This is a genomic window from Paenibacillus glycanilyticus (assembly GCF_051200795.1).
Taxonomy (GTDB): Bacteria; Bacillota; Bacilli; order Paenibacillales; family Paenibacillaceae; genus Pristimantibacillus; species Pristimantibacillus glycanilyticus.
On the sequence record NZ_CP195155.1, the window covers coordinates 854,206 to 877,619 of the forward strand.

21 protein-coding genes are annotated in these 23,414 nt (G+C 52.7%); 16 read left to right on the plus strand and 5 right to left on the minus strand.

Annotation, left to right across the window (positions count from 1 at the left end):
• Positions 1-92 precede the first annotated feature (92 nt).
• Positions 93-971: a DMT family transporter gene (locus ACR9FF_RS03965; protein WP_435169178.1), complete on the minus strand. Its 879-nt coding sequence runs from the start codon at positions 969-971 to the stop codon at positions 93-95.
• A 333-nt stretch (positions 972-1,304) separates the two neighbouring features.
• Between ACR9FF_RS03965 and ACR9FF_RS03970 the strand changes: the two genes are divergently transcribed.
• The 3 genes from ACR9FF_RS03970 to ACR9FF_RS03980 all read left to right on the plus strand — a co-directional run bounded on the left by ACR9FF_RS03970 (position 1,305) and on the right by ACR9FF_RS03980 (position 3,331).
• The gene (locus ACR9FF_RS03970) at positions 1,305-2,075 is read left to right on the plus strand and encodes an ABC transporter ATP-binding protein (RefSeq protein ID WP_127496643.1); all 771 of its coding nucleotides are present in this window, start codon (positions 1,305-1,307) and stop codon (positions 2,073-2,075) included.
• 221 nt (positions 2,076-2,296) lie between these two features.
• Positions 2,297-2,419, plus strand: coding sequence for a hypothetical protein (locus ACR9FF_RS03975; protein WP_435169180.1), 123 nt, complete (start codon positions 2,297-2,299; stop codon positions 2,417-2,419).
• 57 nt (positions 2,420-2,476) lie between these two features.
• Complete coding sequence (locus ACR9FF_RS03980) at positions 2,477-3,331, plus strand: ABC transporter permease (protein WP_435169182.1); 855 nt, start codon at positions 2,477-2,479, stop codon at positions 3,329-3,331.
• On the opposite strand, the gene ACR9FF_RS03985 is transcribed toward ACR9FF_RS03980, so the two are convergent.
• Positions 3,328-4,122, minus strand: coding sequence for an exonuclease domain-containing protein (locus tag ACR9FF_RS03985; protein ID WP_435169184.1), 795 nt, complete (start codon positions 4,120-4,122; stop codon positions 3,328-3,330). The genes ACR9FF_RS03980 and ACR9FF_RS03985 overlap by 4 nt on opposite strands.
• Before the next feature lie 113 nt (positions 4,123-4,235).
• Here ACR9FF_RS03985 and ACR9FF_RS03990 point away from each other — a divergent pair, with 113 nt between their 5' ends.
• The 4 genes from ACR9FF_RS03990 (at position 4,236) to ACR9FF_RS04005 (ending at position 7,441) form a co-directional block, all read left to right on the plus strand.
• Positions 4,236-4,829: a TetR/AcrR family transcriptional regulator gene (locus ACR9FF_RS03990; protein ID WP_435169186.1), complete on the plus strand. Its 594-nt coding sequence runs from the start codon at positions 4,236-4,238 to the stop codon at positions 4,827-4,829.
• Positions 4,830-5,085: 256 nt separating this feature from the next.
• A complete protein-coding gene (locus tag ACR9FF_RS03995; protein ID WP_435169188.1) occupies positions 5,086-6,120 on the plus strand; it encodes an aliphatic sulfonate ABC transporter substrate-binding protein in 1,035 nt (344 codons plus the stop codon).
• Between the two features lie 26 nt (positions 6,121-6,146).
• Positions 6,147-7,076 (plus strand): TauD/TfdA dioxygenase family protein, encoded by a 930-nt coding sequence (locus ACR9FF_RS04000; RefSeq protein WP_435169190.1) that lies wholly within the window; start codon positions 6,147-6,149, stop codon positions 7,074-7,076.
• Between the two features lie 56 nt (positions 7,077-7,132).
• Positions 7,133-7,441 carry a Dabb family protein gene (locus tag ACR9FF_RS04005; protein ID WP_435169192.1) on the plus strand — a complete coding sequence of 103 codons (309 nt, stop codon included), beginning with the start codon at positions 7,133-7,135 and terminating at the stop codon, positions 7,439-7,441.
• Positions 7,442-7,522: 81 nt separating this feature from the next.
• Here ACR9FF_RS04005 and ACR9FF_RS04010 read toward each other — a convergent pair whose 3' ends face one another.
• Positions 7,523-7,750 (minus strand): DUF2642 domain-containing protein, encoded by a 228-nt coding sequence (locus tag ACR9FF_RS04010; RefSeq protein WP_162862767.1) that lies wholly within the window; start codon positions 7,748-7,750, stop codon positions 7,523-7,525.
• Positions 7,751-7,928: 178 nt separating this feature from the next.
• Here ACR9FF_RS04010 and ACR9FF_RS04015 point away from each other — a divergent pair, with 178 nt between their 5' ends.
• The 5 genes from ACR9FF_RS04015 to ACR9FF_RS04035 all read left to right on the plus strand — a co-directional run bounded on the left by ACR9FF_RS04015 (position 7,929) and on the right by ACR9FF_RS04035 (position 15,799).
• Entirely contained in the window at positions 7,929-8,597 is a 669-nt protein-coding gene (locus ACR9FF_RS04015) for a bifunctional 2-keto-4-hydroxyglutarate aldolase/2-keto-3-deoxy-6-phosphogluconate aldolase (RefSeq protein ID WP_015842390.1), read from the plus strand.
• Between the two features lie 183 nt (positions 8,598-8,780).
• On the plus strand, positions 8,781-10,166 hold the full coding sequence (gene fumC / locus ACR9FF_RS04020) for a class II fumarate hydratase (protein ID WP_435169195.1): 1,386 nt from the start codon (positions 8,781-8,783) through the stop codon (positions 10,164-10,166).
• A gap of 1,339 nt (positions 10,167-11,505) precedes the next feature.
• The gene (locus ACR9FF_RS04025) at positions 11,506-13,452 is read left to right on the plus strand and encodes an ABC-F family ATP-binding cassette domain-containing protein (protein WP_435169197.1); all 1,947 of its coding nucleotides are present in this window, start codon (positions 11,506-11,508) and stop codon (positions 13,450-13,452) included.
• Between the two features lie 70 nt (positions 13,453-13,522).
• Positions 13,523-14,152, plus strand: coding sequence for a fumarylacetoacetate hydrolase family protein (locus ACR9FF_RS04030; RefSeq protein ID WP_435169199.1), 630 nt, complete (start codon positions 13,523-13,525; stop codon positions 14,150-14,152).
• Positions 14,153-14,281: 129 nt separating this feature from the next.
• A complete protein-coding gene (locus ACR9FF_RS04035) occupies positions 14,282-15,799 on the plus strand; it encodes an MDR family MFS transporter (RefSeq protein WP_435169201.1) in 1,518 nt (505 codons plus the stop codon).
• Between the two features lie 79 nt (positions 15,800-15,878).
• Here the strand turns inward: ACR9FF_RS04035 and ACR9FF_RS04040 are convergent, their stop codons facing one another.
• Both ACR9FF_RS04040 and ACR9FF_RS04045 read right to left on the minus strand, forming a co-directional pair.
• Positions 15,879-16,313: a Dps family protein gene (locus ACR9FF_RS04040; protein WP_116394051.1), complete on the minus strand. Its 435-nt coding sequence runs from the start codon at positions 16,311-16,313 to the stop codon at positions 15,879-15,881.
• A 57-nt stretch (positions 16,314-16,370) separates the two neighbouring features.
• Positions 16,371-17,405, minus strand: a complete 1,035-nt coding sequence (locus tag ACR9FF_RS04045) for a LacI family DNA-binding transcriptional regulator (protein ID WP_127498775.1) — start codon at positions 17,403-17,405, stop codon at positions 16,371-16,373.
• A gap of 436 nt (positions 17,406-17,841) precedes the next feature.
• Here ACR9FF_RS04045 and ACR9FF_RS04050 point away from each other — a divergent pair, with 436 nt between their 5' ends.
• The 4 genes from ACR9FF_RS04050 to ACR9FF_RS04065 all read left to right on the plus strand — a co-directional run bounded on the left by ACR9FF_RS04050 (position 17,842) and on the right by ACR9FF_RS04065 (position 23,067).
• A complete protein-coding gene (locus tag ACR9FF_RS04050) occupies positions 17,842-19,167 on the plus strand; it encodes a sugar ABC transporter substrate-binding protein (RefSeq protein WP_127498773.1) in 1,326 nt (441 codons plus the stop codon).
• Positions 19,168-19,249: 82 nt separating this feature from the next.
• A complete protein-coding gene (locus ACR9FF_RS04055; RefSeq protein WP_435169204.1) occupies positions 19,250-20,557 on the plus strand; it encodes a carbohydrate ABC transporter permease in 1,308 nt (435 codons plus the stop codon).
• Entirely contained in the window at positions 20,554-21,402 is an 849-nt protein-coding gene (locus ACR9FF_RS04060; protein ID WP_116394055.1) for a sugar ABC transporter permease, read from the plus strand. Before ACR9FF_RS04055 ends, ACR9FF_RS04060 begins: the two co-directional genes overlap by 4 nt.
• A gap of 30 nt (positions 21,403-21,432) precedes the next feature.
• Positions 21,433-23,067, plus strand: a complete 1,635-nt coding sequence (locus ACR9FF_RS04065) for an alpha-amylase family glycosyl hydrolase (RefSeq protein WP_435169207.1) — start codon at positions 21,433-21,435, stop codon at positions 23,065-23,067.
• Positions 23,068-23,414: the final 347 nt, after the last annotated feature.

Genomic DNA, 23,414 nt, shown 5'->3' on the forward strand with positions numbered 1-23,414 from the left:
AACAATTTTTAAAGGTTGCAAAGGCAAGGCAAAGGCAGGCGCTAACGCTCTCCAGAAGATACATTTTCTCTGCCCTGAAAGCGAAAAACAAACTACTCTTTGCCGTGGCGCATAAACAGCCATACGCCGAAGAGGATCACGATGCCTGCGCCTAACTGCCAGCCGGTCAACGCTTCTTTGAGCAGCGCCCAGGCTAACAGCGAAGCGATAACGGGCTCGCCCAGCACGGACATGGAGACGGCCGTTGCGTTCATATACTTCAGCAGCCAGTTGAACAGATAATGGCCGAACAGCGTTGGCACAATCGCCAGCAGCAGGAAAATGCCCCACTCATGCGAGCTGTAGCCGGTAAACCGGTAGCCTTGAATAAGGTTATAGCCGGCAAGCGTTGTAGCGGCAATGGCAAACACAAGGAAGTTATAGGCAAAGGCGCTTGTGCTGCTCCGGAGCTGCTTGCCGATCAGCATATGGAGCGCTACCGCAATCGTGCCGAGAATCGACAGGACGTCGCCGTACAAGGCTTCCTTCGATAAGGCCAGGTCGCTCGAGCCGAAAATGACCGTGCCGATCATGGCAATTCCCATGCCGAGCAGCATCATTTTGTTGGCTTTTGTCTTGAAGATGAGATAAGAGCCCAGCATGACGAGCACCGGTTCAAGCGCCAGGAAGATCGTTGAGCTTGCAACCGTGGTATGCTTGAGCGACGACATCCAGAACAGGAAATGCAAAGCGAGCATTATACCCGAAGCAAGCAGCAGCAGAAGCTGGCGGGCCGTATGGTAGAGCAGTACCTGCTTATATTTCCATGCCAGCGGCAGCATAATCAGGACAGTCAGATAGAGTCGGTACATGCCGATAACCGAAGGCTCGGCGCTGGACCATTTGATGAAGATGGACGAGAACGAGATGGCGATGATGCCAACGACGTAGAGAAGCTCGTAGGCGGAGAAAGACTTGGATGCGCGATTCATGAATGATACTTCTCCCATGCGATAAAATTCGTATAAAAACCCCAACATGTAATACTACTACAGGTGGGTAAAGGGAGCAATTTGAAACTGTTGGTTTTAGACTTCAAAAAACGATTGACAGCTTTTTCCCAACCCGCTATGATCTTATCAACAGATACGGATTGACGAAAATGTCAGTCTGTAACAGGAGATCGAATCGACTGGACCAACCAGAGATTCAATGGAGCTGTCTGCTTAGACGTCCATTGGATCTTTTTTTATATCCTAATTCCAACTATTCCAATGCGGAATAAAAAAATTAGGGGAAGCAATCAAACAGAGGAGGTGCCGGCAATGTCGACGGCATTATTGGAGATTGTAGACGTAAGCAAAACGTTCCGTAATTCTAACGAAGCGGTTCCCGTGCTTGACCGGTTGAAGCTGACCATCAATCAAGGGGAGATTGTATCGATTATTGGACCTAGCGGCTGCGGGAAAAGCACGCTGCTCAAGATTGTAGCGGGGCTGGATGTCGATATCGAAGGCCGTGTTCTGCTTGAAGGGGAGCAAGTGAAGAAGCCTTCCCAGGAGAAAGGGTTTATTTTTCAGGAGCATCGTCTATTCCCTTGGTTAACGGTTGAACGCAACATCGCGGCCGATCTGTCTCTCCGCAATCCGGAGACCCGCAAGAAGGTAGATCAGCTGATCAAGCTGGTTAAATTGGAGGGCTTCGAAAAAGCATACCCGAAGCAGCTGTCCGGGGGCATGTCCCAGCGGGTGGCTATCGCGAGGGCGCTGCTCCGCAATCCGAAGGTGCTGCTTCTCGATGAACCTTTTGGCGCGCTGGATGCCTTCACCCGCAGCCATATGCAGGAGGCTCTGCTCGATATTTGGCGCGAAAACCGCACAACGATGCTGTTCGTCACCCACGATATCGACGAGGCAGTGTTCCTGTCGCATAGGGTTATCGTACTGGACCCTCGTCCCGGCCGAATCAAGACGATTGTTCCAATCGATCTTCCGTTCCCTCGCAAAAGAACGGGCTCGGCGTTCCAGGACCTCCGTACGTTAATCCTCCGGGCTCTCGACCACGAAGAGCCGGATAAAGAAACGTATACCATCTAACTCTGGCCGATGTTTAGGCCTCTTGTTTTAGCGTCCAGCGGAGATTGTTTCGGTGGAATGTAACTTTGCGTGTTTTGTATCGGCTAGCGAAGGTTTTTCGGTCGAGTGCGACTATTGCGTGTTTTAGCGGCTAGCGAAGGTTGTTTGGTCGAGTGCGAATGTCCGCGCTGTTAGCGGAGGTTGATCGGTCGAGTGTGACTATTGCGTGTTTGTTTCAACCTATGAAAATTCTAATTCAAGAAACAAACCGCAAGGAACAATCGATCGATCAACCGGAGCGCCGCAAGGAGCAGTCGACCGAAATAACCGTAGCGCCAAATCGCAAGGAGCAATCGATCGAATAACCGGAGCGTCACAAGGAGCAACGACCGAACATTCGGAGCCATGAAAGGAAGATAACCATGTCCAATCCTGCAACTGAAGCATTAAAAGGAGTATCCCCGGCGGCTTCCAAGCCTGCCGCTGCTGTTCGCGCCTCGAGGAAGAAAGGCGATTTCAAGGGAAGAAAGCTTCTGATGGGCAGCTTGCTGCCTCTTATTATTCTTGGAAGTTGGCAATATGTCAGCGGCACGGGAATCGTAGACGCGATGATGTTCCCGGCGCCATCCTCCATTATTAAAGAGTTTTATGAAATGATCGTCTCCGGCGAGCTGTTCCGCCATCTGGAGATCAGCGTACTCCGGGCGCTGCTCGGCTTTCTGCTTGGCGGCAGTCTTGGCCTGCTCTTTGGCCTTACGGTTGGCATGTTCAGCAAGGTTGAGGAGATCGTAGATCCTACTGTTCAAATGATCCGCACCGTACCGCTCCTTGCGATTACGCCGCTGTTTATTTTGTGGTTTGGGTTTGGGGAGACGTCGAAAATTCTGCTGATTGCGCTGGGAGCGTTTTTCCCGCTGTATGTAAATACGTTTCTTGGCGTACGGAACGTGGATTCCAAGCTGTTTGACGTGGCGAGGGTATTGGAATTCAAGAAGGTGAACCAGATGATCCGCCTTGTCCTTCCGGCGGCAATGCCCAACGTGCTGCTGGGACTCCGGCTTTCGATCAGTATTGCGTGGCTGGTGCTTGTCGTGGCGGAACTGATGGGTGCCGACCGGGGCATCGGCTACTTGATCCAAGATGCCCGGTCGTTTATGCGCACCGAGGTGGTGTTTATCGGCATTATCCTGTTTGCTGCCGTCGGCAAGCTGACGGACTCGCTGGTACGGGTGCTGGAGCGGCGCCTGCTCAAATGGCGCGACAGCTACAGGGGTTAGCTGCCGGCGGGGCTTTGCTGCGGCGGAGCCTGCCGCGGCGGGAGCTTGGCGGCCTCCGCTTCGAAATATTCCTTCAGCTCGGCTTCCTTGCGCGGATCCGTTAAAGCAATCTTGCCTTCCAAATGCTTGCTGACCAGCAGCTCCCAAGTGGGGGCTGCCTTTTGAGTACGCATCGCGCGCACGGCGTTTTTGACCATGCGGCGTTCCTTCGCGTTGGTGTACAGATCCTTGTACTTCTGCTTATAAGCATCGAGATCCAAGTGATCGAAGATGGCGCGGAATACGTCGGCCGTCATAATCGCATCGTCCAGCGCCCGGTGGGCATTCCCTTCGAAGACCAGGTTAAGATCGGCCAAAGCGGCTTCTACGCTGACGTCGTTTGTGATATTTTTATAGCGGAGATAACCCTTCAGCAGGTCGAAAGTATCCATGGACAGCCAGAAAGCGTCATCCAGCTTATGCATCCGCGTATCGTAGACGATCCGTTTCAGGTCTTCGCCGCCCCAAGTAAAGAGCATAAAGGGCTCTCCGCGGTCCAGCCACTTAATAAACTCGCCGATCACGCGAGGGAATTTTGGCGCTATATCAATCTCTTCCTGCGGAATACCCGTCTTTTTCTTGATAAAGGAATTCAGCTTGGAGAAGTAGACCGGCTTGATCAAGGAAGAAAAAATATCGGTCTGCTTCAAATCGGCATTCAGCCGTACGGCGCCAATCTCAATGACTTCCATGGGAAGATCGCTTGCGAATTTGCGTCCGTTAAATTCAATGTCCAGAATTATATAATCCATTTATTAACCCCCGATAAATTGCTCATGCCTATCCATTCTAACAGAAATGCGAAGGAAACAGGAATGAGCGTATGAGAACCTCTTGAGAGGATCATGGCGAAGGAGCAGATATTATGGCCAGGAACGTCATCAAAGACCAGCAGCAGAGGGAACTGCGCCGCAATCAGATATTGACGGCAGCGGCTTCCGTATTTACCGTGCGCGGCGTAGCCGTTGCGAAAATATCCGATATTGCGACCGAAGCGGGATTAAGCTACGGTCATGTTTATAATTTTTTCGAATCCAAGGAGAAGATTCTATTGGCACTTGTACAGTCCTCGCAGGAAAGGTATACCGAGCTGCTGTTCGAAGCGCGCGGCGGCAGTGGTACGGCATTGGATAAACTCAGGTGGCTCATCGAAATATACCTGCAAACGGGCAGGACGTCCACACATTTCTGGGTGGTGCTGCAGGCGCAGGCGACCGAGGTGCTGAATCCGGAGGAGAAAGCGGAAATTAATAAGAAAGCCCAGGCTAACCGCGATCTGCTCGCGGATATTATACGCGACGGGCAGGCGGAAGGTACAATCGTGGAAGGGGATGCGGTTGAACTGGCAACGCTGCTGCTGTCCCTGTTTCAAAGCACGTCGATATGGGGCTACCGCGGCTTCGGCGAGCCTTCCGGTCATGCCGTCGATATTATGCTGAGGCTTGTTGTGAAAAAGTAAACCAAGCAGGTTGGAATAATCGGAAAAAAGTGGTTGACAGCCAAAAAAGTCAGCTGGTATCATCAGAATCACCAAATGACAAATTGATCATTTTATCAGTTTGTCGAACGAAGAGAATGAAGAATCGACTGGACGACCGGAGATTCGATTTCCTAACCTTTTACCTGATCACAGGGGGAGGGTAGGGATCGAATCTTTTTTTATTCTCTAAATCCGATTAAACAAATAAATAAACTTGTATTAAGGGAGATGGAGCATGATGAAGAGAAACAAATTTCGGGCTTTAACGCTGACAGCCTTGTCGGTAATCGCGCTGGTGACGGTGCTGGCCGGCTGCGGCGGCAAGTCGTCAAAGGATTCAACCGCATCCGCGGCATCGGCTAACGGAGGTGCGGCTGAACGGCCGCATGTAACGGTCAACGTAGCGATCAACGGAGGATTATCGCCGCTGCTTCTGGCCAAGGAAAAGGGTTGGCTTGAGGAGGAGTTCAAGACGCTAAACGCCGATGTCAGCTGGAGCGAATTCCAGAGCGGGCCTCCGCTGCTTGAGTCGCTTGCTTCCAAACGCGTCGACCTCTCCTTCCTGGGGGATGGCGCTACGATTTCCGGTTTATCGGCAAACCTGCCTTTCGAGGTCATTGCTCTTCTAAGCGATGGCAAGCTGTCCAACTCGATTATTACGCCGAAGGATAAAGGGATCTCGAAGGTTGAGGACCTGAAGGGCAAGTCCATTGCGGTTGCCAAAGGTACAACGGCGCATGTGTTCCTGCTGAAAGTATTGGAGAAGTACGGGCTGAGCGACAAGGACGTCAATCTGATTGCTCTGCAGCCGGAGGATGCGCTGCCGGCTTTCGAGACCGGCAAGGTGGACGCTTGGGTAACGTGGGATCCTTACACGACGAAGGAGACGGCATCGGGCAAAGCGACGATTATCGCGGGCTCCAATGAAGGGATTGTCGCACCGGTATCGGCTATCGCAAGAACGGATTTTGCAAAGAGCAATCCGGAGCTTGTCACGGCGTTCCTGAAGGTTTACAAGCAGGCGATTGATTGGCAGAACGCCAACACCGACGAAGCGGTTAAGATTTATGCGGATCTGAAAAAGATTGATGCAGGCGTGGTTAAAGCCCTGCTCGCCAGCTCCGCGCCTAGTCTTCGCGCTTATTCTCAGGAAGAGCTGGATGCGCAGCAGAAGTCGGCGGAGCTCTTGCTCAGCAACGGCTTCATTAAGAATAAGATTAGCTTCCAGGATCATGTCGACGCGAGTTTTCTTGAGAAGCTGTCCCAATAAACCATTTATAAAAGGAGCGATTAACCATGACTCAATTAACCGTAGACACATCCCGTCAATTTGATCTTTTTTCGAAACGCACGATTCAAGGAGGACCGCGTTACCTGCAGCGTTTGGCTGATGGCTTGGAAGACCGTCCTTATACGTTGTTCACGCTGAAGCCGCTTGGCCCGGTGATTGGCGCCGAGATTGAAGGAGTAGACCTCAGAGAGCAAGTATCGCCGGAGGTAAAAGCAGAGCTTCACCGCGCGTTGCTGGAATGGAAGGTGTTGTTCTTCCGCAATCAGGACATTACGAGCGAGCAGCAGCTGAATTTTGCAAGACAATGGGGAGAACTTGAGAACCATCCGTTCCTGCCAAAGGGCGCGGCGGCGGAGATTACCCGTTTCGAGAAGGATGCGAACATGAAGGGGCAGGAGAACAACTGGCATGCGGATGTCACCTGGCGTCTTGAACCTTCCATGGGCGCCGTTCTTCGATTGTCCGAGGTGCCGCCGCAGGGCGGGGATACGCTGTGGGCGGATATGGGCGCTGCTTATGACAACCTTCCGGATGAGGTGAAGGAGCGCATTGACGGGCTGAAGGCCATTCACGATTTCACGCCAACCTTCGGACGGTTTATGCCGCCTGAGCTGCTGGCACAGAAGCAGGCGGAATTCCCTGCCGCCGAGCATCCGGTTGTCCGCACGCATCCGGAGACGGGGCGGAAAACCCTGTTTGTTAATCCGGTATTTACGACGCGAATTGTTGGCCTGGATGAGGAAGAAGGAGAGAAGCTGCTCCAGTACCTGTTCCGTCAAGCGGAGATTCCGGAGTACCAAGTGCGCTTCAACTGGGAGAAAAATTCGATTGCGCTGTGGGATAACCGCGCGACCCAGCATTACGCTTCTTCCGATTATTATCCGAACCGCCGCGTTGCGGAGCGGATTTCCATTCTTGGCGACCGTCCTTATTAATTATATACTTAGGGCAGGCTTGGCCTATCATAGCGTTCTAAAAGGAGAGGAAGCACTTGCCCGCATCAACGTGGATTCAGCATTCCGTTATTTTTACCTTGAAACATGCCGAAGGATCGGAGCAGGAACGTCAGTTTCTCGAGGACGGCAAAGCGATTCTGAGTTCTATTCCCGCGGTTCAGCAGTTTCGGGTTTTCCGTCAAGTAAGCCCGAAGAATGATTATAAATTCGGGTTCTCGATGGAGTTCGCCGATCAGGCGGCTTACGAGGCTTATAACGCGCATCCGTTGCATGTTGCCTTCGTATCGGAGCGTTGGGAGAAGGAAGTAGAAGCATTCCTCGAAATCGATTATTCGGAAGTTTAAGAAGTATAGACAATGGGAGGGTGTTCCTTTGGGGCCGGTTATGGCTGCGGGGAACACCCTCTTTTTACTTGCGCCAAGCGATTAATAGGCCGGTTCGAAGGTAAACGAGGCAATATTCATAACAAGCACGTATTTGGTCTGGTTCGTATCCGTGGTCAAGGTGAGGTAAGCAGGGTCAAAAGCCGTCAGAATGCCTTGTACATCGCCGGCTGCGGTCGATACGGTCATGAGTTGGCCCTTGTGGCGGGTCATCAGGGAGAAAAGGGTGGAGCCCGGCGTAATCAGATGGGAGGCGGATGGCGTTGTCATTGGATTCATTCCTTTCTGGTTAGGTCTGACTCGTATATTATAAGTATCCGCTTACAAGCAAAAACGGAACCAGTTTTTTTGCAGGGTTGTCCGAAGGTTAAACATAGGCCTATAATGGAGCGGGAATGTTCAATCTTTTTGCGTGTATTTCACCTATGACTATGGGAGGTCATTTTTCATGAAGAAGCTGAAAGTACTTGGGCAATTAACAGAGGCGGGTGTCGTAGCGGTTCTGCGCGCGGATTCGCCGGAGGAAGTAGCCGAGATGGCGCGCCGTGCCATTAAAGGCGGAATTAAAGCGATTGAAATTACGATGACAGTGCCGTTCGCGCTCCGTGCGATTGAACAGCTGTCCAAAGAGTATTCCAGCACGGCTTCGCCGGATGCGGACAACTTCGCTATTATCGGCGTAGGTACCGTGCTTGATCCGGAAACGGCACGCGCGGCGATTATGGCCGGAGCGGAATTTGTAGTGGCACCTGCTTTTAACCCGGATACGATTAAGCTTTGCAACCGTTACGCGATTCCGGTTATGCCGGGCACGATGACGGTTCATGAAATTCAAAGCGCGCTTGAGATGGGCGTTGACGTAGTTAAGCTGTTCCCTGGCAACCTGTTCTCGCCAAGCATTATTCCATCCATTAAAGGTCCGCTGCCGCAGGCAAACATTATGCCAACGGGAGGCGTATCGCTCTCCAACCTGAAGGATTGGGTCAAAGCGGGCGCCGTAGCCGTAGGGATCGGTTCCGACCTGACGAAGGATGCCGTAGCAACAGGCGACTTCTCGCTGATCGAGCAAAAAGCAAGCGCCTATATGGAAGCCTATCGCGCCGCGAAAGGGCTGTAAGATTTTGAAACGTCCCGGGGATGGAGAGCTTAGCCGCTCCCTCTTGGGGCGTTTTTGCATGCCGGGCCTGGAATTATGCCGACCCGGCATGGATATGAGGCGGTAATCGTATTGAAATGACCCGGTGATTTTGTATAAAGTAGTACTATGTGCATGTAAACATGAAGGAGGCCGTTAAAGAGCATGGAATACCGGATTGAGAAAGACACAATGGGCGAGATCAAAGTTGCTGCGGATAGAATGTGGGGAGCTCAAACCCAACGCAGCTTGGAAAACTTCAAAATCAGCGGCGAGAAAATGCCGCTTCAAGTCGTATATGCGATGGCGATCATCAAGAAGGCAGCTGCGAACGCAAACCTGAAGCTTGGCAAGCTTGATGCGGAGAAAGCCGGCGTCATCGGCGAAGCGGTTGACGAGATTCTGGCTGGCAAATGGGACGAGCATTTCCCGCTTGTTGTATGGCAGACAGGCAGTGGCACGCAAACGAACATGAACGTGAACGAAGTGGTTGCTCACCGTGCGAACCAATTGCTTGCCGAACGCGGCAGCGAAGCCCGCATCCACCCGAACGACGACGTTAACCGTTCCCAAAGCTCGAACGATACGTTCCCTGCAGCTCTGCATATCGCGGGCGTCATCGAAGTGGAAGACAAGCTGATCCCTTCGATCGATGTACTGGCTGGTACATTTGTCGAGAAGATGGAGAAGTTCGACAACATCGTCAAAATCGGCAGAACGCATCTGCAGGATGCTACTCCGATCACGCTTGGCCAAGAAATCAGCGGCTGGCATGCGATGCTCGAGAAAACACGCGCGATGCTGATCCAAAGCATCGATCAAATGCGCGAGCTGGCGCTTGGCGGTACGGCGGTTGGTACGGGCCTGAACGCTCATCCGGACTTCGCGGTGAAGGTAGCGGAAGAAGTAACGGCTCTGACTGGCAAAACGTTCATCACGGCTCCTAACAAGTTCCACTCGCTGACAAGCCATGATCAAATCGTATACGCGCATGGTGCGGTAAAAGCACTCGCGGCGGATCTGATGAAGATTGCGAACGACGTTCGCTGGCTGGCAAGCGGTCCTCGCTGCGGTATTGGCGAGATCTCCATTCCGGAGAACGAACCGGGCAGCTCCATCATGCCGGGTAAAGTAAACCCTACGCAAAGCGAAGCGCTGACAATGGCCGCTTGCCAAGTGTTCGGCAACGACGCAACGATTGGCTTCGCGGCAAGCCAAGGCAACTTCGAGCTTAACGTGTTCAAGCCGGTTATTATTTACAACTTCCTGCAATCCGTTGCTCTGATGGCGGACGGCATGATCTCGTTCAACGATAACTGTGCGATCGGCATCGAGCCTAACGAAGCGGTTATCAAGCGCAATCTCGAGCAGTCGCTTATGCTGGTAACGGCGCTGAACCCGTACATCGGCTACGAGAACGCGGCGGCAATCGCGAAAAACGCGCACAAAAAAGGACTGACGCTGAAAGAATCCGCGATCGCAAGCGGTCTTCTCACTTCGGAGCAGTTCGACGAATACGTGAAGCCGGAAGCAATGGTCGGCAAACGTTAATAGATGAGGCAGGCTCCGGGATTCCCGGAGCCTTTTTTTTGTTCGCGGACCGTCCGGGAGGCGGATCGCGTAGCTGGCTAATCTGCGCTGAATTGTGGAGGTTAAGGTCCCTGAGGGACTTTAACGATGTTCAAGCTAGTGTGAATGGGCTACTTAAGGTCCCTAAAGGGTCTTAAGGTAGGCTGAAGCAGCTGAGACCGGTTTGGTTGCAGGAGGCTGGCTACGCTAAGCTTAACGATGCGGGACATCGTTAAAGTGACTATATAGTGGGAAGTGCGGGGTCTTAACGATGTGCGACATCGTTAAGGGAAGAGAAAAGTTGGCGGAATGAGCAAAATGGACGGTTTTGGCTAAGCTTAACGATACGGGACATCGTTAAAGTGACTAATTAGTGGGAAGTGCGGGGATCTTGGCGACGTGCGACATCGTTAAGGGAAGAGAAAAGTTGGCGGAATGAGCAAAATGGGCGGTTTTGGCTAAGCTTAACGATGCGGGACATCGTTAAAGTGACTATATAGTGGGAAGTGCGGGGATCTTGGCGATGTGCGACATCGTTAAGGGAAGAGAAAAGTTGGCGGAATGAGCAAAATGGACGGTTTTGGCTAAGCTTAACGATACGGGACATCGTTAAAGTGACTAATTAGTGGGAAGTGCGGGGATCTTGGCGACGTGCGACATCGTTAAGGGAAGAGAAAAGTTGGCGGAATGAGCAAAATGGGCGGTTTTGGCTAAGCTTAACGATGCGGGACATCGTTAAAGTGACTATATAGTGGGAAGTGCGGGGATCTTGGCGATGTGCGACATCGTTAAGGGAAGAGAAAAGTTGGCGGAATGAGCAAGATGGGCGGTTTTGGCTAAGCTTAACGATGCGCGACATCGTTAAAGTGACTAATTAGTGGGAAGTGCGGGGTCTTGGCGATGTGCGACATCGTTAAGGGAAGAGAAAAGTTGGCGGAATGAGCAAAATGGGCGGTTTTGGCTAAGCTTAACGATGCAGGACATCGTTAAAGTGACTAATTAATGGGAAGTGCGGGGGCTTGGCGATGCGCGACATCGTTAAGGGAAGAGAAAAGTTGGCGGAATGAGCAAAATGGGCGGTTTTGGCTAAGCTTAACGATACGCCGTATCGTTAAGGTATCAGAAATGGGGCAGTTAGTGGTGCTTAACGATACGCGACATCGTTAAGCTGTCTGCGTAAGGGATGAGGCGCGAGGCGGGGTTGCTGAGCATGCATGTTTGCATGGCTTCGGGTGCCAGGGGGCGGCGGAATATGGTATGATACGGGTGGCAGTTGCCTCCGGCTGCTGCACATTTTGGATGTAAAGTAGGGTAACTTATTATGCATTTATTATCAGTTGAACATATAACGAAAAGCTACGGCGAGAAAATGCTCTTCGAGGACGTTACCTTTGGCGTCGAGGAGGGCGACAAAATCGGCATTATCGGCGTCAACGGAACGGGCAAGTCGACGTTCCTGAAGGTTATCGCCGGATTTGAGCCTGCCGACTCCGGCAGCATCTCGATCGGCAACCGCGTCGTTGTGCGGATGCTGGCGCAGGACCCGACATTTGCGCCGGGCGAGACGGCGCTCGAGCATGTGCTTGGCGGCGATTCGCCGCAGCTGCGCGCCGTTCGCGAATATGCGGCTTCGCTTGAAGCGCTTGAGCTGAAGCCAAGCGACGAGTCGCTGCAGGAGCGGCTGATCAAAGCTAATCAGAAGATGGACGAGCTGGACGCCTGGACGCTGGAAACCGAAGCAAAGACGGCGCTTGGCCGGCTTGGTATTCAGAACTTCAACGATAAAGTAGAGACGTTCTCCGGCGGGCAGAGAAAACGCGTGGCGATGGCGGCGGCTTTGCTGCAGCCTTCGGATATTCTTATTCTGGACGAGCCTACCAACCATATTGATAACGAATCCGTTGCGTGGCTGGAGAGCATGCTGCAAAAACGCAGAGGCGCGCTGCTCATGATTACCCATGATCGCTACTTCCTGGACCGGGTAAGCAACCGCGTCATCGAGCTGGATAAAGGGCGGGCTTTCTTTTATGAAGCGAACTACAGCCGATTCCTCGAGCTGAAAGTGGAACGCGAGGAGCGGGAAGCGGCTTCGGAGGACAAGCGGCAGAATCTGCTGCGCAACGAGCTGGCATGGATCCGGCGCGGAGCGAAAGCCCGGTCGACCAAGCAGAAGGCCCGGATCGACCGGTTCGAAGCGCTTAAGGCGCAAGCGCCGAAGCATTCAGGCGGCAAAATGGACGTATCGGTTGCTTCAACGCGCCTAGGCAAAAAAATCGTGGAGATTGAATCGGTCAGCAAGCGGTTTGGCGACCGCACGCTTATCCGCGATTTCAGCTATATCGCCGTACCGGAAGACCGCGTCGGCATCGTTGGCCGTAACGGAGAAGGCAAGTCTACTTTGCTGAAGCTCATCGCGGACAAGCTGAAGCCCGATGAAGGCAAGATCGAGCTTGGCATGACCGTTAAGCTGGGTTGGTTCTCGCAGGAGCATGAAGAGATGGATGAGTCGCTTCGCGTTATCGAGTATATCCGCGAAGGAGCGGAGCAGGTGAAGACGGCAGACGGCACGACCATTTCTGCTGGGCAGATGCTGGAGCGGTTTCTTTTCGAGCCTGCGATGCAATGGTCGATTATCGGCAAGTTATCCGGCGGCGAGAAACGTCGTCTGCAATTGCTGCGCGTCCTGATGAATGCGCCTAACGTGCTGCTGCTCGACGAGCCTACCAATGACCTGGACATTGCGACTTTGTCGGTACTCGAGGATTACCTCGACGATTTCCCTGGCGTTGTGTTTGTGGTATCCCATGACCGTTACTTCCTTGACAGGACTGTCGATAAAATCTTTGCTTTTGAAGGCGATGGCGTCATTACGCAGCATGTCGGCAACTACACCGAATACCAGGAATATGTCGAGAAGTATGGTGGCACTACCGACTCGGCAGGCAGCGTAAAACCGGCACAGGCGGCAGCTAAGCCAGCTGCAGAACCTTCTGCGGCAGCAGACGGCGGAAGCAAGCCATCCGGCGAACGTTTGCGCATGTCGTACAAGGACCAGAAGGATTACGAGCAGATTGACGGCTGGATCGAGAAAGCGGAAAGCCAGCTGGCGGCCGTGACGGAAAAGATGAATAACGCGGGCAGCGACTCCGCGCTCTTGCAGCAATTAGTGGAAGAGCAGCAGCAGTTGGAGTCCAAGCTGGAAGAGCTGATGGACCGCTGGGCGGAGCTTAACGAGCTGGCGGAGAAGATCGCGGCTCAGAAGAAATAGACTTATGCTTGCGGAGCAAAAATGACTTCGCAATTGTTATTCGCAATTCTTATTAGGAGGAACTCCAACCATGGCAAACGATATTCGCAATATCTATTGCATCGGCCGGAACTACCGGCTGCATGCGCTTGAGCTGGGCAATGAAGTACCGGAGGAGCCGCTTGTTTTTACGAAGCCCTCTCATGCGGTTGCGCCGATGAACGGCAACGTCGTCGAAATTCCGGGCGGACGCGGAGAAGTGCATTTCGAGCTGGAGCTGGTGCTTCGCATCGCGCGTCCGCTTGAACCGGGCATGTCGCCGGATGAGATTATTGACGGATTGGCGCTAGGACTCGACCTGACGCTGCGCGACGTGCAAAGCAAGCTGAAGGCAAAAGGCCAGCCTTGGCTGGATGCCAAAGGCTTCAAAGCCTCCGCTCCGCTTGGCGAATGGATGGCTTATCCGGGCGAGGAAGGGCTGAAAGCCTTTGATTTTGCCCTCATTCGCAACGGCGAGCAAGCGCAGCTTGGCAATTCCAAGGATATGCTGTTCAGCATCTCCGAGCTGGTGCGTCATATCGATTCGCGTTACGGTCTTGGCGAAGGCGACATTATCTTTACCGGCACGCCTGCCGGCGTAGCCGCTCTGCATGACGGCGACGTGCTTGAAGCGCTGTTTAACGGCGAAAAAGCAGCAAGCTGCACGGTGAAGCTGGTATAACACCCCTCATAAAACGAGTTAGACTGCCGACAAAATATCGACAGTCTTTTTTTTTGCTTCGGTTTAAATTCCGTTTAAATTCGGCGGTTAAGATGATTCCAGATCAAAGAAGTGGAGAGGTGCTTATCTGTGACTGTGAATAAAAACAATAAAACGTTCATTCTGATCGGCTTGCTTCTTGGCCTTATATTCGCCGAGATGGATGAGACCGTCGTCTCAACCGCAATGCCAACGATTATCCGCGAGCTGCACGGTTTATCGCTGTACGGCTGGGTAGCAGGTGTATACATGCTGGCTATGACGATTGCTATGCCGATATTGGGCAGGCTTGCGGATGTATTCGGCCGGAAAAAAATATACATGAGCTGTATGGCCTTGTTCTGCCTCGGTTCCATCGTGTGCGGCTCCGCCGACTCCATGGCCCAGCTGCTTATCGGCCGAGGCATCCAAGGGATCGGCGCAGGCGGATTAATGCCAATCGCTCTTGTTATTATCGGAGAATCCTTCCCGCTCGAGCAGCGCGCGAAGGTGCAGAGCCTTATTGGTCCGCTGATGATTCTGCCACAGCTAATCGGACCAACGATCGGCGGTTATTTTGTCGGAAATCTCAATTGGCATTGGTTGTTCCTCATTAATATTCCCGTAGCGGTTATCGCGGTTGCCTTCTTGTTCAAAGGACTGCATGAGTCCAAAGGGGAAGAAAAGCATACGATTGACTGGGCAGGGGCGGGAACGCTTGTCGCCGCATTACTATCCTTCCTGATTGCGCCTGTACTGATCGACAATCAAGGATTAAGCTGGTCGTCCCCGATTATTATAGGACTGCTTGTTTTGTCCGCTGTACTAATCGGCTTGTTTATTCGGATTGAATCGAAAGCGAAGCAGCCGATCATTCCGCTGCATCTGTTCCGCAACCGGAATGTCGTTGTATTGTCCCTTCTTGTCTTTACGTTAATGCTTGGCCTTATGGGCGGAATCGCAACGTTCCCGTTCTTCGCGCAAAATGTGATGGGACTTACGCCTACCGAAGCGGGTTATCTGATGTTCGCCTTTATGGCCGGAGCCATCCCGTCCAGTATCGTAAACGGCTTTTTGATTACCCGCGTCGCTTATCGCAACCTGTTTATTACCTGCTTCGTCCTGCCGCTTGTAGGAATATTCATGCTCACGCAGCTGGCCGTAAGCACAACTCCGTTGTTTGTTATTATTGCCTTCTTTGTTATGGGACTAGGCATTGGAGCGTTGTTTGGCGGAGATAACCTGATCGTACAGGAGTCCGTAGAGAAAAAGCATAGCGGAGTAGCGCTTGGCACGGTTCAGCTGTTCCAGTCGCTTGGCGCTACGGTTGGGCTCAGCGTATTCGGCAGTGTGCTCGCCAAGAGCATTAAAGACGGCATAAACAGCTTGTCCAGCGGAATGGATCCGGGGACGGTAGATTCGATCAAGACAGGCGGAATTCCGGCCGGATTGCCATCGGATCTCGTACTGAAGATTCAAACGGTATTTGCCAATTCCTTTGACCATATCTTCGTTATAGCGCTTGGATTTGCGGCAGTATCCTTTATAATCACCTGGTTCTTGAAGAAGGAAGTGCTCACGAAGCATGAGGATGCGGAAGAGCAGGCAGCCGGACAAACGGTTGCATAGATCTTTCTTGCAATATAACAAACACCCCCGCGGAGGCCGGAAGGCTGAGGCGGGGGTGTTTGTCATATGACGAAAATAATTAAGCGTTAAACGCGGTCAGCATCCAGACATGCTTCTCGAGGGTGGTATGGATGGCGAGCAGCATATCGGCGGTCGTTTCGTCGCCTGCGTCCTGCGCGATATCCATGCCTTCCTTCAGCTCGCTGATGACGATGGAGAAATCGGTAATCAGCGTCTCCACCATCTGGTGGGCCGATTCGCTGCCGCTCGCTTCCTTGATGCTGGCGATGCGCAGATATTCCGCCATCGTCGCAACCGGTGCGCCTTTTAACGCCAGCAGCCGTTCGGCAAGCTCATCGACATGAAGAGCCGCTTCCTCGTAGAACTCCTGGAACTTCACATGCAGGGTGAAAAACTGAGTGCCTTTGACATACCAATGGAAGTTGTGCAGTTTGATGTACAGGACGCTCCAATTGGCGATTTGTTTATTAAGAACGTCATTTGTTTGTGTCATACGGTTTCACAATCCTTTCCTAGGCAGTAGTGTGCGCACGGGAAAGGTTTTGCATACTTAAAAACCGCGGCTGGCGGCAAGGCGAACGGAGGATTCGCGTACGATCAGCCGGTGCGGGATAATGACATCCGACTGATGGATCGGCTCGTCCTGAATTTGGCGGATTAAGAGCTGCGAGGCCGTATAGCCGAGCTGGTACGTTCCGATATCTACGGAGCTGATTGGCGGCGTAGCAAGCTCGGACAACGCAATATTGTTAAAGCTGACAAGGCTGATGTCATCAGGCACCTTGTAGCCGATTTCGGTTAAGCCGCGAAGCACGCCAAACGCCACCACATCATCGATGACCACAAGCCCTGTCGGGCGCTCCGGCAGTCCCATAATAAAAGACATAGCCCGGAAGCCGCTTTCCTGCAGGAACTCGCCTTCCACAATCCACTCCGACTGCATGGGCAGTCCTGCCTCGCGCATCGCTTTTTTATAGCCTTCCATCCGGTCGTTCGAAACGGTCAGGTTGGTTGGTCCGCTCACAAAACCGATTCGGCTATGGCCTTGCTTGATCAGGTGTTGAGTGGCGTCGTAAGCAGCCTGTATGTTATCGTTGTTGACCGTCATCACGCGGCTGTATTCCTCGCCGGCGCGTCCGATCAGAATGCTGGGGAAATCTTGCTCGTTCAAATAACGGATAAGCGGATCATTCACCCGTGCAGACAGCAGGATCACGCCGTCTACGCGCCTGCCGAATACGAGGCGGGAGATCGTCTCGGTCTCGTCATGCGCGCTTGTTGCCGTCGTAAGCAGCATATCGTAGCCCGCTCTGGTGGAGTGGGTCAGTATTCCTCTTAATAGTTCTCCAAAAAAGAAGTCCTGGAACAGCTCTTCCGCAGGGCGGGGGAGCATGATGGCTAACGTTTTGGTTGTCTTGGAGACCAGGCTTTTGGCCATGACATTCGGGTGATAGCCCATTTCCTCCATGATCTTTTTCACCTTGGCGGACGTCTCCTTGCTGATTCGAGGATGATTGGATACCACCCTCGACACGGTCGAAGGGGAAACGCCTGCAGCTTTCGCAATATCTTTAATGGTTACCATCGTTATCGTGATCCCCTTACTCTTATGCAATCGTTTGAACTCTATGCATCCATGTTACTTGAATGGGTCTTTAAAGTAAACTGGCAGTTCGGAATTTTGCCAAGCCATAAGTGAAATATTGGGCAAATCCAAGAAAATCGAAGAAAACGGGAGATAACCATAAAATTACTTGCACAGATCATCTGTGCAAACGTTTTAACAAACCTAATAGGCTGTTGTATGATGAACTCGTGGATATAACGCTTTCATTGCGAGAATCGGCGTATAATAAGCCGAAAACGGATGAAAACGACGTATACCCTTACTTTTCTTCTGCCATTTGCACAAACGTTTGCGCAAAACGACAAATAGCGGCATACCCGCTGCAGGCACGGAAAACGGGTAAGATCGGGCGCATCTATCCCAAGTCATACATTACGGAAGGGGATCATTAAGAATGAAAAAATGGTTTGTAACGACGATGATCACGGCATTATTCATCGTGTCGGCTTGCGGAAGCGGCGGCAGCAATAACAACGGCAATTCCGCGGCAACAAACGCACCCGCGGCAACGGAAGAAGCTTCTGCTAACGCAGGCAATGCAGGCGCAAGCGAGGAGCCGGCAGACGAGGCGATCGTGCCGGAAGAAGGCGCAACGCTCACTGTATGGGATTCGAAGAACGAACGCGGCTTCGTAGAAGAAATGGCGAAGGAATTTACGGCGCAATACAACATTCCGGTCAAAATCGAAGAAGTAGAGTCGCCGGACCAAGTGAAAAAGCTGACAACCGACGGTCCTGCGGGCATCGGTGCCGACATCGTAACGTTCCCGCATGACAACCTTGGCCAAGCGGTAGCGGCCGGACTTATTCTTCCTAACGATTTCTTCGAAGAAGAGACAAAAACAGCAAACGCGGAAGCTGCGGTTAACGCGGTAACTTCGGACGGTATCCTGTACGGCTACCCTCGTTCAGTAGAAACTTACGCGCTGTTCTACAACAAAGACCTGGTACAGACGCCTCCGGCATCGTTTGACGACATCGTTACCTTCTCGAAAACATTTAATGATCCCGCAAAAAATAAATATGCCCTCATGTGGGAAATGGGCAACTTCTACTTTAACTACATCTTCTTCGCATCGACAGGCGGTTACGTGTTCGGCGAGAACGGCACAAACGCTGCCGACATCGGTCTGAACAACGACGGCGCGGTTGAAGGTCTGAAGTACTTCCAATCCTTGAAACAAATTCTGCCGATCAAATCCGGCGACGCTTCCGCGGACATTATCCAAGGCAAATTCGCCGACAAATCGCTGGCGATGACGATTACGGGCCCTTGGAAAGTCGGCGACTTCAAGAACCTGGGCATTAACTTTGGCGTAGCGCCAATTCCGACGATCAACGGCAAACCGGCTGTTTCGTTCTCCGGCGTAAAAGCTTGGTACGTGAACTCGTTTACGAAATACCCGAATGCTTCCCGTCTGTTTGCTAACTTTATTTCTTCCAAAGCAGGCCAACTGAAAGACTACTCGCTGACTGGCGCGATTCCGGCGAACAAAGAAGCGATGGAAGATCCAACGTTCAAAGCGGATGAAATCTCGAGCGGCTTTGCGGCGCAATTCGTAAATTCGCAAGCGATGCCTTCCATTCCGGAAATGGGCAGCGTATGGGATCCGATCGGCGCGGCTCTGGCCGACATCTGGAACGAGAACAAAGATCCGAAGGCCGCTCTCGACAATGCGGTTAAGCAAGTGCAAGAGGCGGCTAAAGGCACGACGAAATAATGGCATAGCGAAATAAGAGACAGATGGCTCGCCCGCCGAAAGCAGTTTCGGCGGGCGTAAGCCGTGGAAGGAGTACACGGGTATGAATGGTCGTCGCAGTGCTATTTTGTCCGCCATATCTATGGGGCTTGGCCAACTGTACAACCGGCAATATATGAAGGGAATACTGCTGCTCCTGACGGAGGCGGCAGCGCTTGTTTATTTTATCCCTCGCCTCGTGCAAGACCTATGGGGGATTTGGACGCTTGGCGATACGCCATCCAAGATGGTGAAGGTAGGCAAGGTTTATCAGACGGTCAAAGGGGATCATTCGATCTTCCTGATGATTAACGGACTCATTACGGTTCTGGTATTGGCGCTTTTTATCACCATTTACATTATGAATATCCGCGATGCGTACCGTACGGGGGCAAAAAGAGAGCAAGGCATTCAGGCCGCGACGTTCAGGGAGTCCATCAGCTATGTGTGGGACCGCAAGTTTCCTCATCTATTGCTGACCATTCCGGGCCTTGGCGTATTGTTCCTGACGATTATGCCGATTGTCTTCATGATTTTGCTTTCCTTCACGAACTACTCATTGCCTCAACATATTCCGCCGGCGAAGCTGGTCGATTGGGTTGGCTTCAACACCTTTAAAGACCTGCTGACGCTGAAATCCTGGAGCAGAACGTTTTTTGGCGTATTTACCTGGACGATTATTTGGGCCGTGATGGCGACCGCAACCTGCTATTTCGGCGGCCTGCTTGTCGCTCTGCTTATCGAACAGAAGGATGTGAAGTTTAAAAAGCTGTGGCGGACGCTCTTCATTCTGCCTTACGCGATTCCGCAGCTCATCTCGCTGCTCGTTATGCGCAATCTGTTCAACGGACAGTTTGGGCCGATTAACCAGTACCTGTCGTATTTCGGCTTTGGCAAGCTGCCTTGGCTGACGGATCCGACCTGGGCGAAGGCGACCGCTATTCTCGTGAATATGTGGGTGGGCATTCCGGTATCGATGGTTCTTATTCTTGGCGTGCTTACCGCCATTCCGAAGGATCTCTACGAAGCGGCGGACGTGGACGGAGCCTCCGGCTACCAGAAGTTCCGGATCGTTACGCTGCCGTTTGTCTTGTTTGCCACGGCGCCGATTCTGATTACGCAATTTGCGGGCAATATCAACAACTTTAACCTGATCTTCCTGCTGACAAACGGCGAACCGCTGAACGGCAATTATCAATATGCGGGCAGCACGGATCTGCTTGTCACGTGGCTGTACAAACTGACGCTGAACAACAGCCAATTCAATATGGCTTCGGCGATTGGCATTATTATTTTCATCATTATCGCAACATTCTCGATCATTAATTACCGCCGCACGAAGTCGTTCAAAGAGGAGGATATGATCCAATGAAGGCTGGTCAATCGAGGAGCCGTTATATTCGGCTGACGCTTAGCTATGCGGTGCTGACTGTCATCGCGATCTGTTGTCTTTATCCTGCCCTTTGGGTGCTGCTGTCTTCGTTCCGGCCGGGCACTTCGCTATACAGCGATTCGTTTATTCCAAAGACGTTTACGCTGTCGCACTACACGGAGCTGTTCCATTCGAAGGTATTCCTGTACGGCAGATGGTATCTGAATACGCTCAAAATTGCTTTCCTGTCCATGATTTTCTCGACGATACTCTCGACGATGAGCATGTACGCGTTGTCGCGCTTCCGGTTCAAGGGGCGGAAAACCCTGCTGACAACCCTGCTAGTCCTCGGCATGTTCCCTGGCTTTATGAGCCTTGTGCCGGTGTATATTTTCCTGCTTCAGCTTAACCTGCTGGATACCCATGCGGCGATCATCATCGTATATTCCGCGGGTTCGGTATTGATGAACGGGTTTGTGATAAAAGGCTTCTTCGATACGATTCCGCGCAGCCTTGATGAATCCGCTCGGATTGACGGCGCGAATCATTTGCAAATTTTCTACCGGATCATGCTGCCGCTTGCCCGTCCGATTCTGATCTATGTGGCATTGACGACGTTTGCTGGCGCATGGGTCGACTTTATTTTCGCCCGGCTGGTGCTCCGCTCGAAAGAGAATTGGACGCTTGCCGTCGGCATGTGGGATCTGGTCAGCTCGTATCAGAACTCGAACTTTACGATGTTTGCCGCCGGCGCCGTGCTTATCGCGGTTCCGATCACGCTGCTTTTCGTCTTCCTGCAGAAGTTCCTTGTTCAAGGGCTTACGGCAGGCGCTTCGAAAGGATAAGGCTTGGCTATGGCGTATGGAGGAAGGTTTGTGCGTGCCGCGATTGCTGCCGCCTTGGCAGCTTCGCTTGCGGGCTGCTCGATAAATAACGCTGGCGGCGGGAAAGTAGAAGGTGAGCCTGTTGCTTCCGCTGTGCCAACGGATGCCGCTGCTGTGAAGGATGGTGCCGCGGAGCCGGTGGATGAACAGCCGGGCACCGTTTATTACGAGATTTTTGTCCGGTCCTTCTATGACTCGAATGGGGATGGGATTGGCGATCTGAACGGCGTAACGGCAAAGCTGGACTATCTGCAGCAGCTCGGTGTCGGCGGGATCTGGCTGATGCCGATTAATCCTTCGCCAAGCTATCACGGGTATGATGTGACGGATTACCGGGCAGTCAATCCGGATTACGGCACTCTGGAAGATCTGAAGAAGCTGACGGATGAGGCGCATAAGCGCGGCATCAAGGTCATTATGGATCTGGTTGTGAATCATACCAGCACGGAGCATCCATGGTTTAAAGAGGCGATAGCGAATCCGGATAGCAAGTATCGGAGCTGGTACCATTTTGCCGGGGCTGATGAGGATGCGAAGGCGGACGGCGCGGTTGGCAGCAATCCGTGGCATGTGACGGCGGATGGGAAAAGCAAGTATCTAGGCGTGTTCTGGGAAGGTATGCCGGACTTGGATTTTGACAATGCGCAGGTACGCCATGAGCTTGTGTCCATCGGCCAATATTGGCTGGAGCAGGGGCTTGACGGCTTCCGGCTCGATGCGGCCAAGCATATTTACGGAGACTATGCATCAACGATTAATAGCCCGGAGATTCAGGGTGCGAATCAAAAATGGTGGCAGGAGTTCCGCAGCGGCTTGTCCGGCGTGAAGCCGGATGCGTACCTGGTCGGCGAGGTATGGGATTCGCCCGTTGTTATTGCTCCTTATCTGGATAAGGCGCTGGACTCGGCATTTGATTTCGATCTCGCCGGCAAGCTGATCAGCTCGGCTGACCGGGAGCGGGATTCGGATCTGGCCTTTACGCTTGGCAAGGCATACGGGTTGTACGAGAAGTCCTCGGGCGGAACGTATGTGGACGCGCCGTTTCTGAGCAATCATGATCAGACCCGGGTGATGACTGCATTGAACGGCAATCTGGCCCATGCCAGGATGGCTGGCGCCATGCTGCTCACCCTGCCGGGAAATCCGTTTATTTATTACGGCGAAGAGCTTGGCATGGCCGGGGCTAAGCCGGATGAGTATTTGCGCGAGCCGATGATCTGGTATGCCGACCCCGCAGGCGGGGAGGGCCAGACCAGCTGGGAGCAGAGCAAGTACAATGCTGCCGGCTCGGCCGTATCGGTGGAAAGCGAGCAGCAGAATGATCAGTCGCTGCTTGCTTGGTATCGGATGCTGCTCAAGTGGCGCAGCGAGGAGCCGGCATTGCGCGACGGGGGTATCGCCGCGTACAGCTTGAAGAACGCGGTACCGCAAGTATCCGCGTATGTGAGGGAAACAGCAGACGAGCGCGTGCTCGTGCTGCACAATTTGTCCGGCCAGCCGCAGAAGGCAGAGCTGGCCGAGGAGTACGGCTCATTCGCGAAGCTGAGCCGTAAGAGCGATAACGCCGCCGAGCTAAGCGGCGGCGTCGTCACGCTGCCGCCATACAGCAGCGTTATATTGAAATAGACGAATCCGGTGCCTTAGGCGCCGGATTTTTTGTTGTTTGGGCGGCGGGGGCCTCGCCACCCCGTCGTCCCGCTGGGACAAACCGTGTTACAGCGGATGAAGCGAGAGTGCTCGGTTCCGAAGCAGCTAAATAGCAGGGAAAAACCGTGTTACAGCAAGTGGAGTGTGAGTGCTCGGTTCCGAAGTAGCTGAATAGCAGGGAAAAACCGTGTTACAGCGGATGAAGCGAGAGCGCTCGGTTCGGAAGAGGAGCGAATGTTGGCAGATTGGTTTGAGGTTGGCGGATGGCGGGTGTGCAGGCTCCGATGAGGAACCGGAGCAACGGGGGTTTGAACCAACCGTTAGAG

What these genes read in the sequence shown, in the direction of transcription:
- ACR9FF_RS03965 (WP_435169178.1), bottom strand. Translation starts at nt 971, where the DNA reads ATGAATCGCGCATCCAAGTCTTTCTCCGCCTACGAGCTTCTCTACGTC.
- ACR9FF_RS03970 (WP_127496643.1), top strand. Translation starts at nt 1,305, where the DNA reads ATGTCGACGGCATTATTGGAGATTGTAGACGTAAGCAAAACGTTCCGT.
- ACR9FF_RS03975 (WP_435169180.1), top strand. Translation starts at nt 2,297, where the DNA reads ATGAAAATTCTAATTCAAGAAACAAACCGCAAGGAACAATCGATCGAT.
- ACR9FF_RS03980 (WP_435169182.1), top strand. Translation starts at nt 2,477, where the DNA reads ATGTCCAATCCTGCAACTGAAGCATTAAAAGGAGTATCCCCGGCGGCT.
- ACR9FF_RS03985 (WP_435169184.1), bottom strand. Translation starts at nt 4,122, where the DNA reads ATGGATTATATAATTCTGGACATTGAATTTAACGGACGCAAATTCGCA.
- ACR9FF_RS03990 (WP_435169186.1), top strand. Translation starts at nt 4,236, where the DNA reads ATGGCCAGGAACGTCATCAAAGACCAGCAGCAGAGGGAACTGCGCCGC.
- ACR9FF_RS03995 (WP_435169188.1), top strand. Translation starts at nt 5,086, where the DNA reads ATGATGAAGAGAAACAAATTTCGGGCTTTAACGCTGACAGCCTTGTCG.
- ACR9FF_RS04000 (WP_435169190.1), top strand. Translation starts at nt 6,147, where the DNA reads ATGACTCAATTAACCGTAGACACATCCCGTCAATTTGATCTTTTTTCG.
- ACR9FF_RS04010 (WP_162862767.1), bottom strand. Translation starts at nt 7,750, where the DNA reads ATGACAACGCCATCCGCCTCCCATCTGATTACGCCGGGCTCCACCCTT.
- ACR9FF_RS04015 (WP_015842390.1), top strand. Translation starts at nt 7,929, where the DNA reads ATGAAGAAGCTGAAAGTACTTGGGCAATTAACAGAGGCGGGTGTCGTA.
- fumC (WP_435169195.1), top strand. Translation starts at nt 8,781, where the DNA reads ATGGAATACCGGATTGAGAAAGACACAATGGGCGAGATCAAAGTTGCT.
- ACR9FF_RS04025 (WP_435169197.1), top strand. Translation starts at nt 11,506, where the DNA reads ATGCATTTATTATCAGTTGAACATATAACGAAAAGCTACGGCGAGAAA.
- ACR9FF_RS04030 (WP_435169199.1), top strand. Translation starts at nt 13,523, where the DNA reads ATGGCAAACGATATTCGCAATATCTATTGCATCGGCCGGAACTACCGG.
- ACR9FF_RS04040 (WP_116394051.1), bottom strand. Translation starts at nt 16,313, where the DNA reads ATGACACAAACAAATGACGTTCTTAATAAACAAATCGCCAATTGGAGC.
- ACR9FF_RS04045 (WP_127498775.1), bottom strand. Translation starts at nt 17,405, where the DNA reads ATGGTAACCATTAAAGATATTGCGAAAGCTGCAGGCGTTTCCCCTTCG.
- ACR9FF_RS04050 (WP_127498773.1), top strand. Translation starts at nt 17,842, where the DNA reads ATGAAAAAATGGTTTGTAACGACGATGATCACGGCATTATTCATCGTG.
- ACR9FF_RS04055 (WP_435169204.1), top strand. Translation starts at nt 19,250, where the DNA reads ATGAATGGTCGTCGCAGTGCTATTTTGTCCGCCATATCTATGGGGCTT.
- ACR9FF_RS04060 (WP_116394055.1), top strand. Translation starts at nt 20,554, where the DNA reads ATGAAGGCTGGTCAATCGAGGAGCCGTTATATTCGGCTGACGCTTAGC.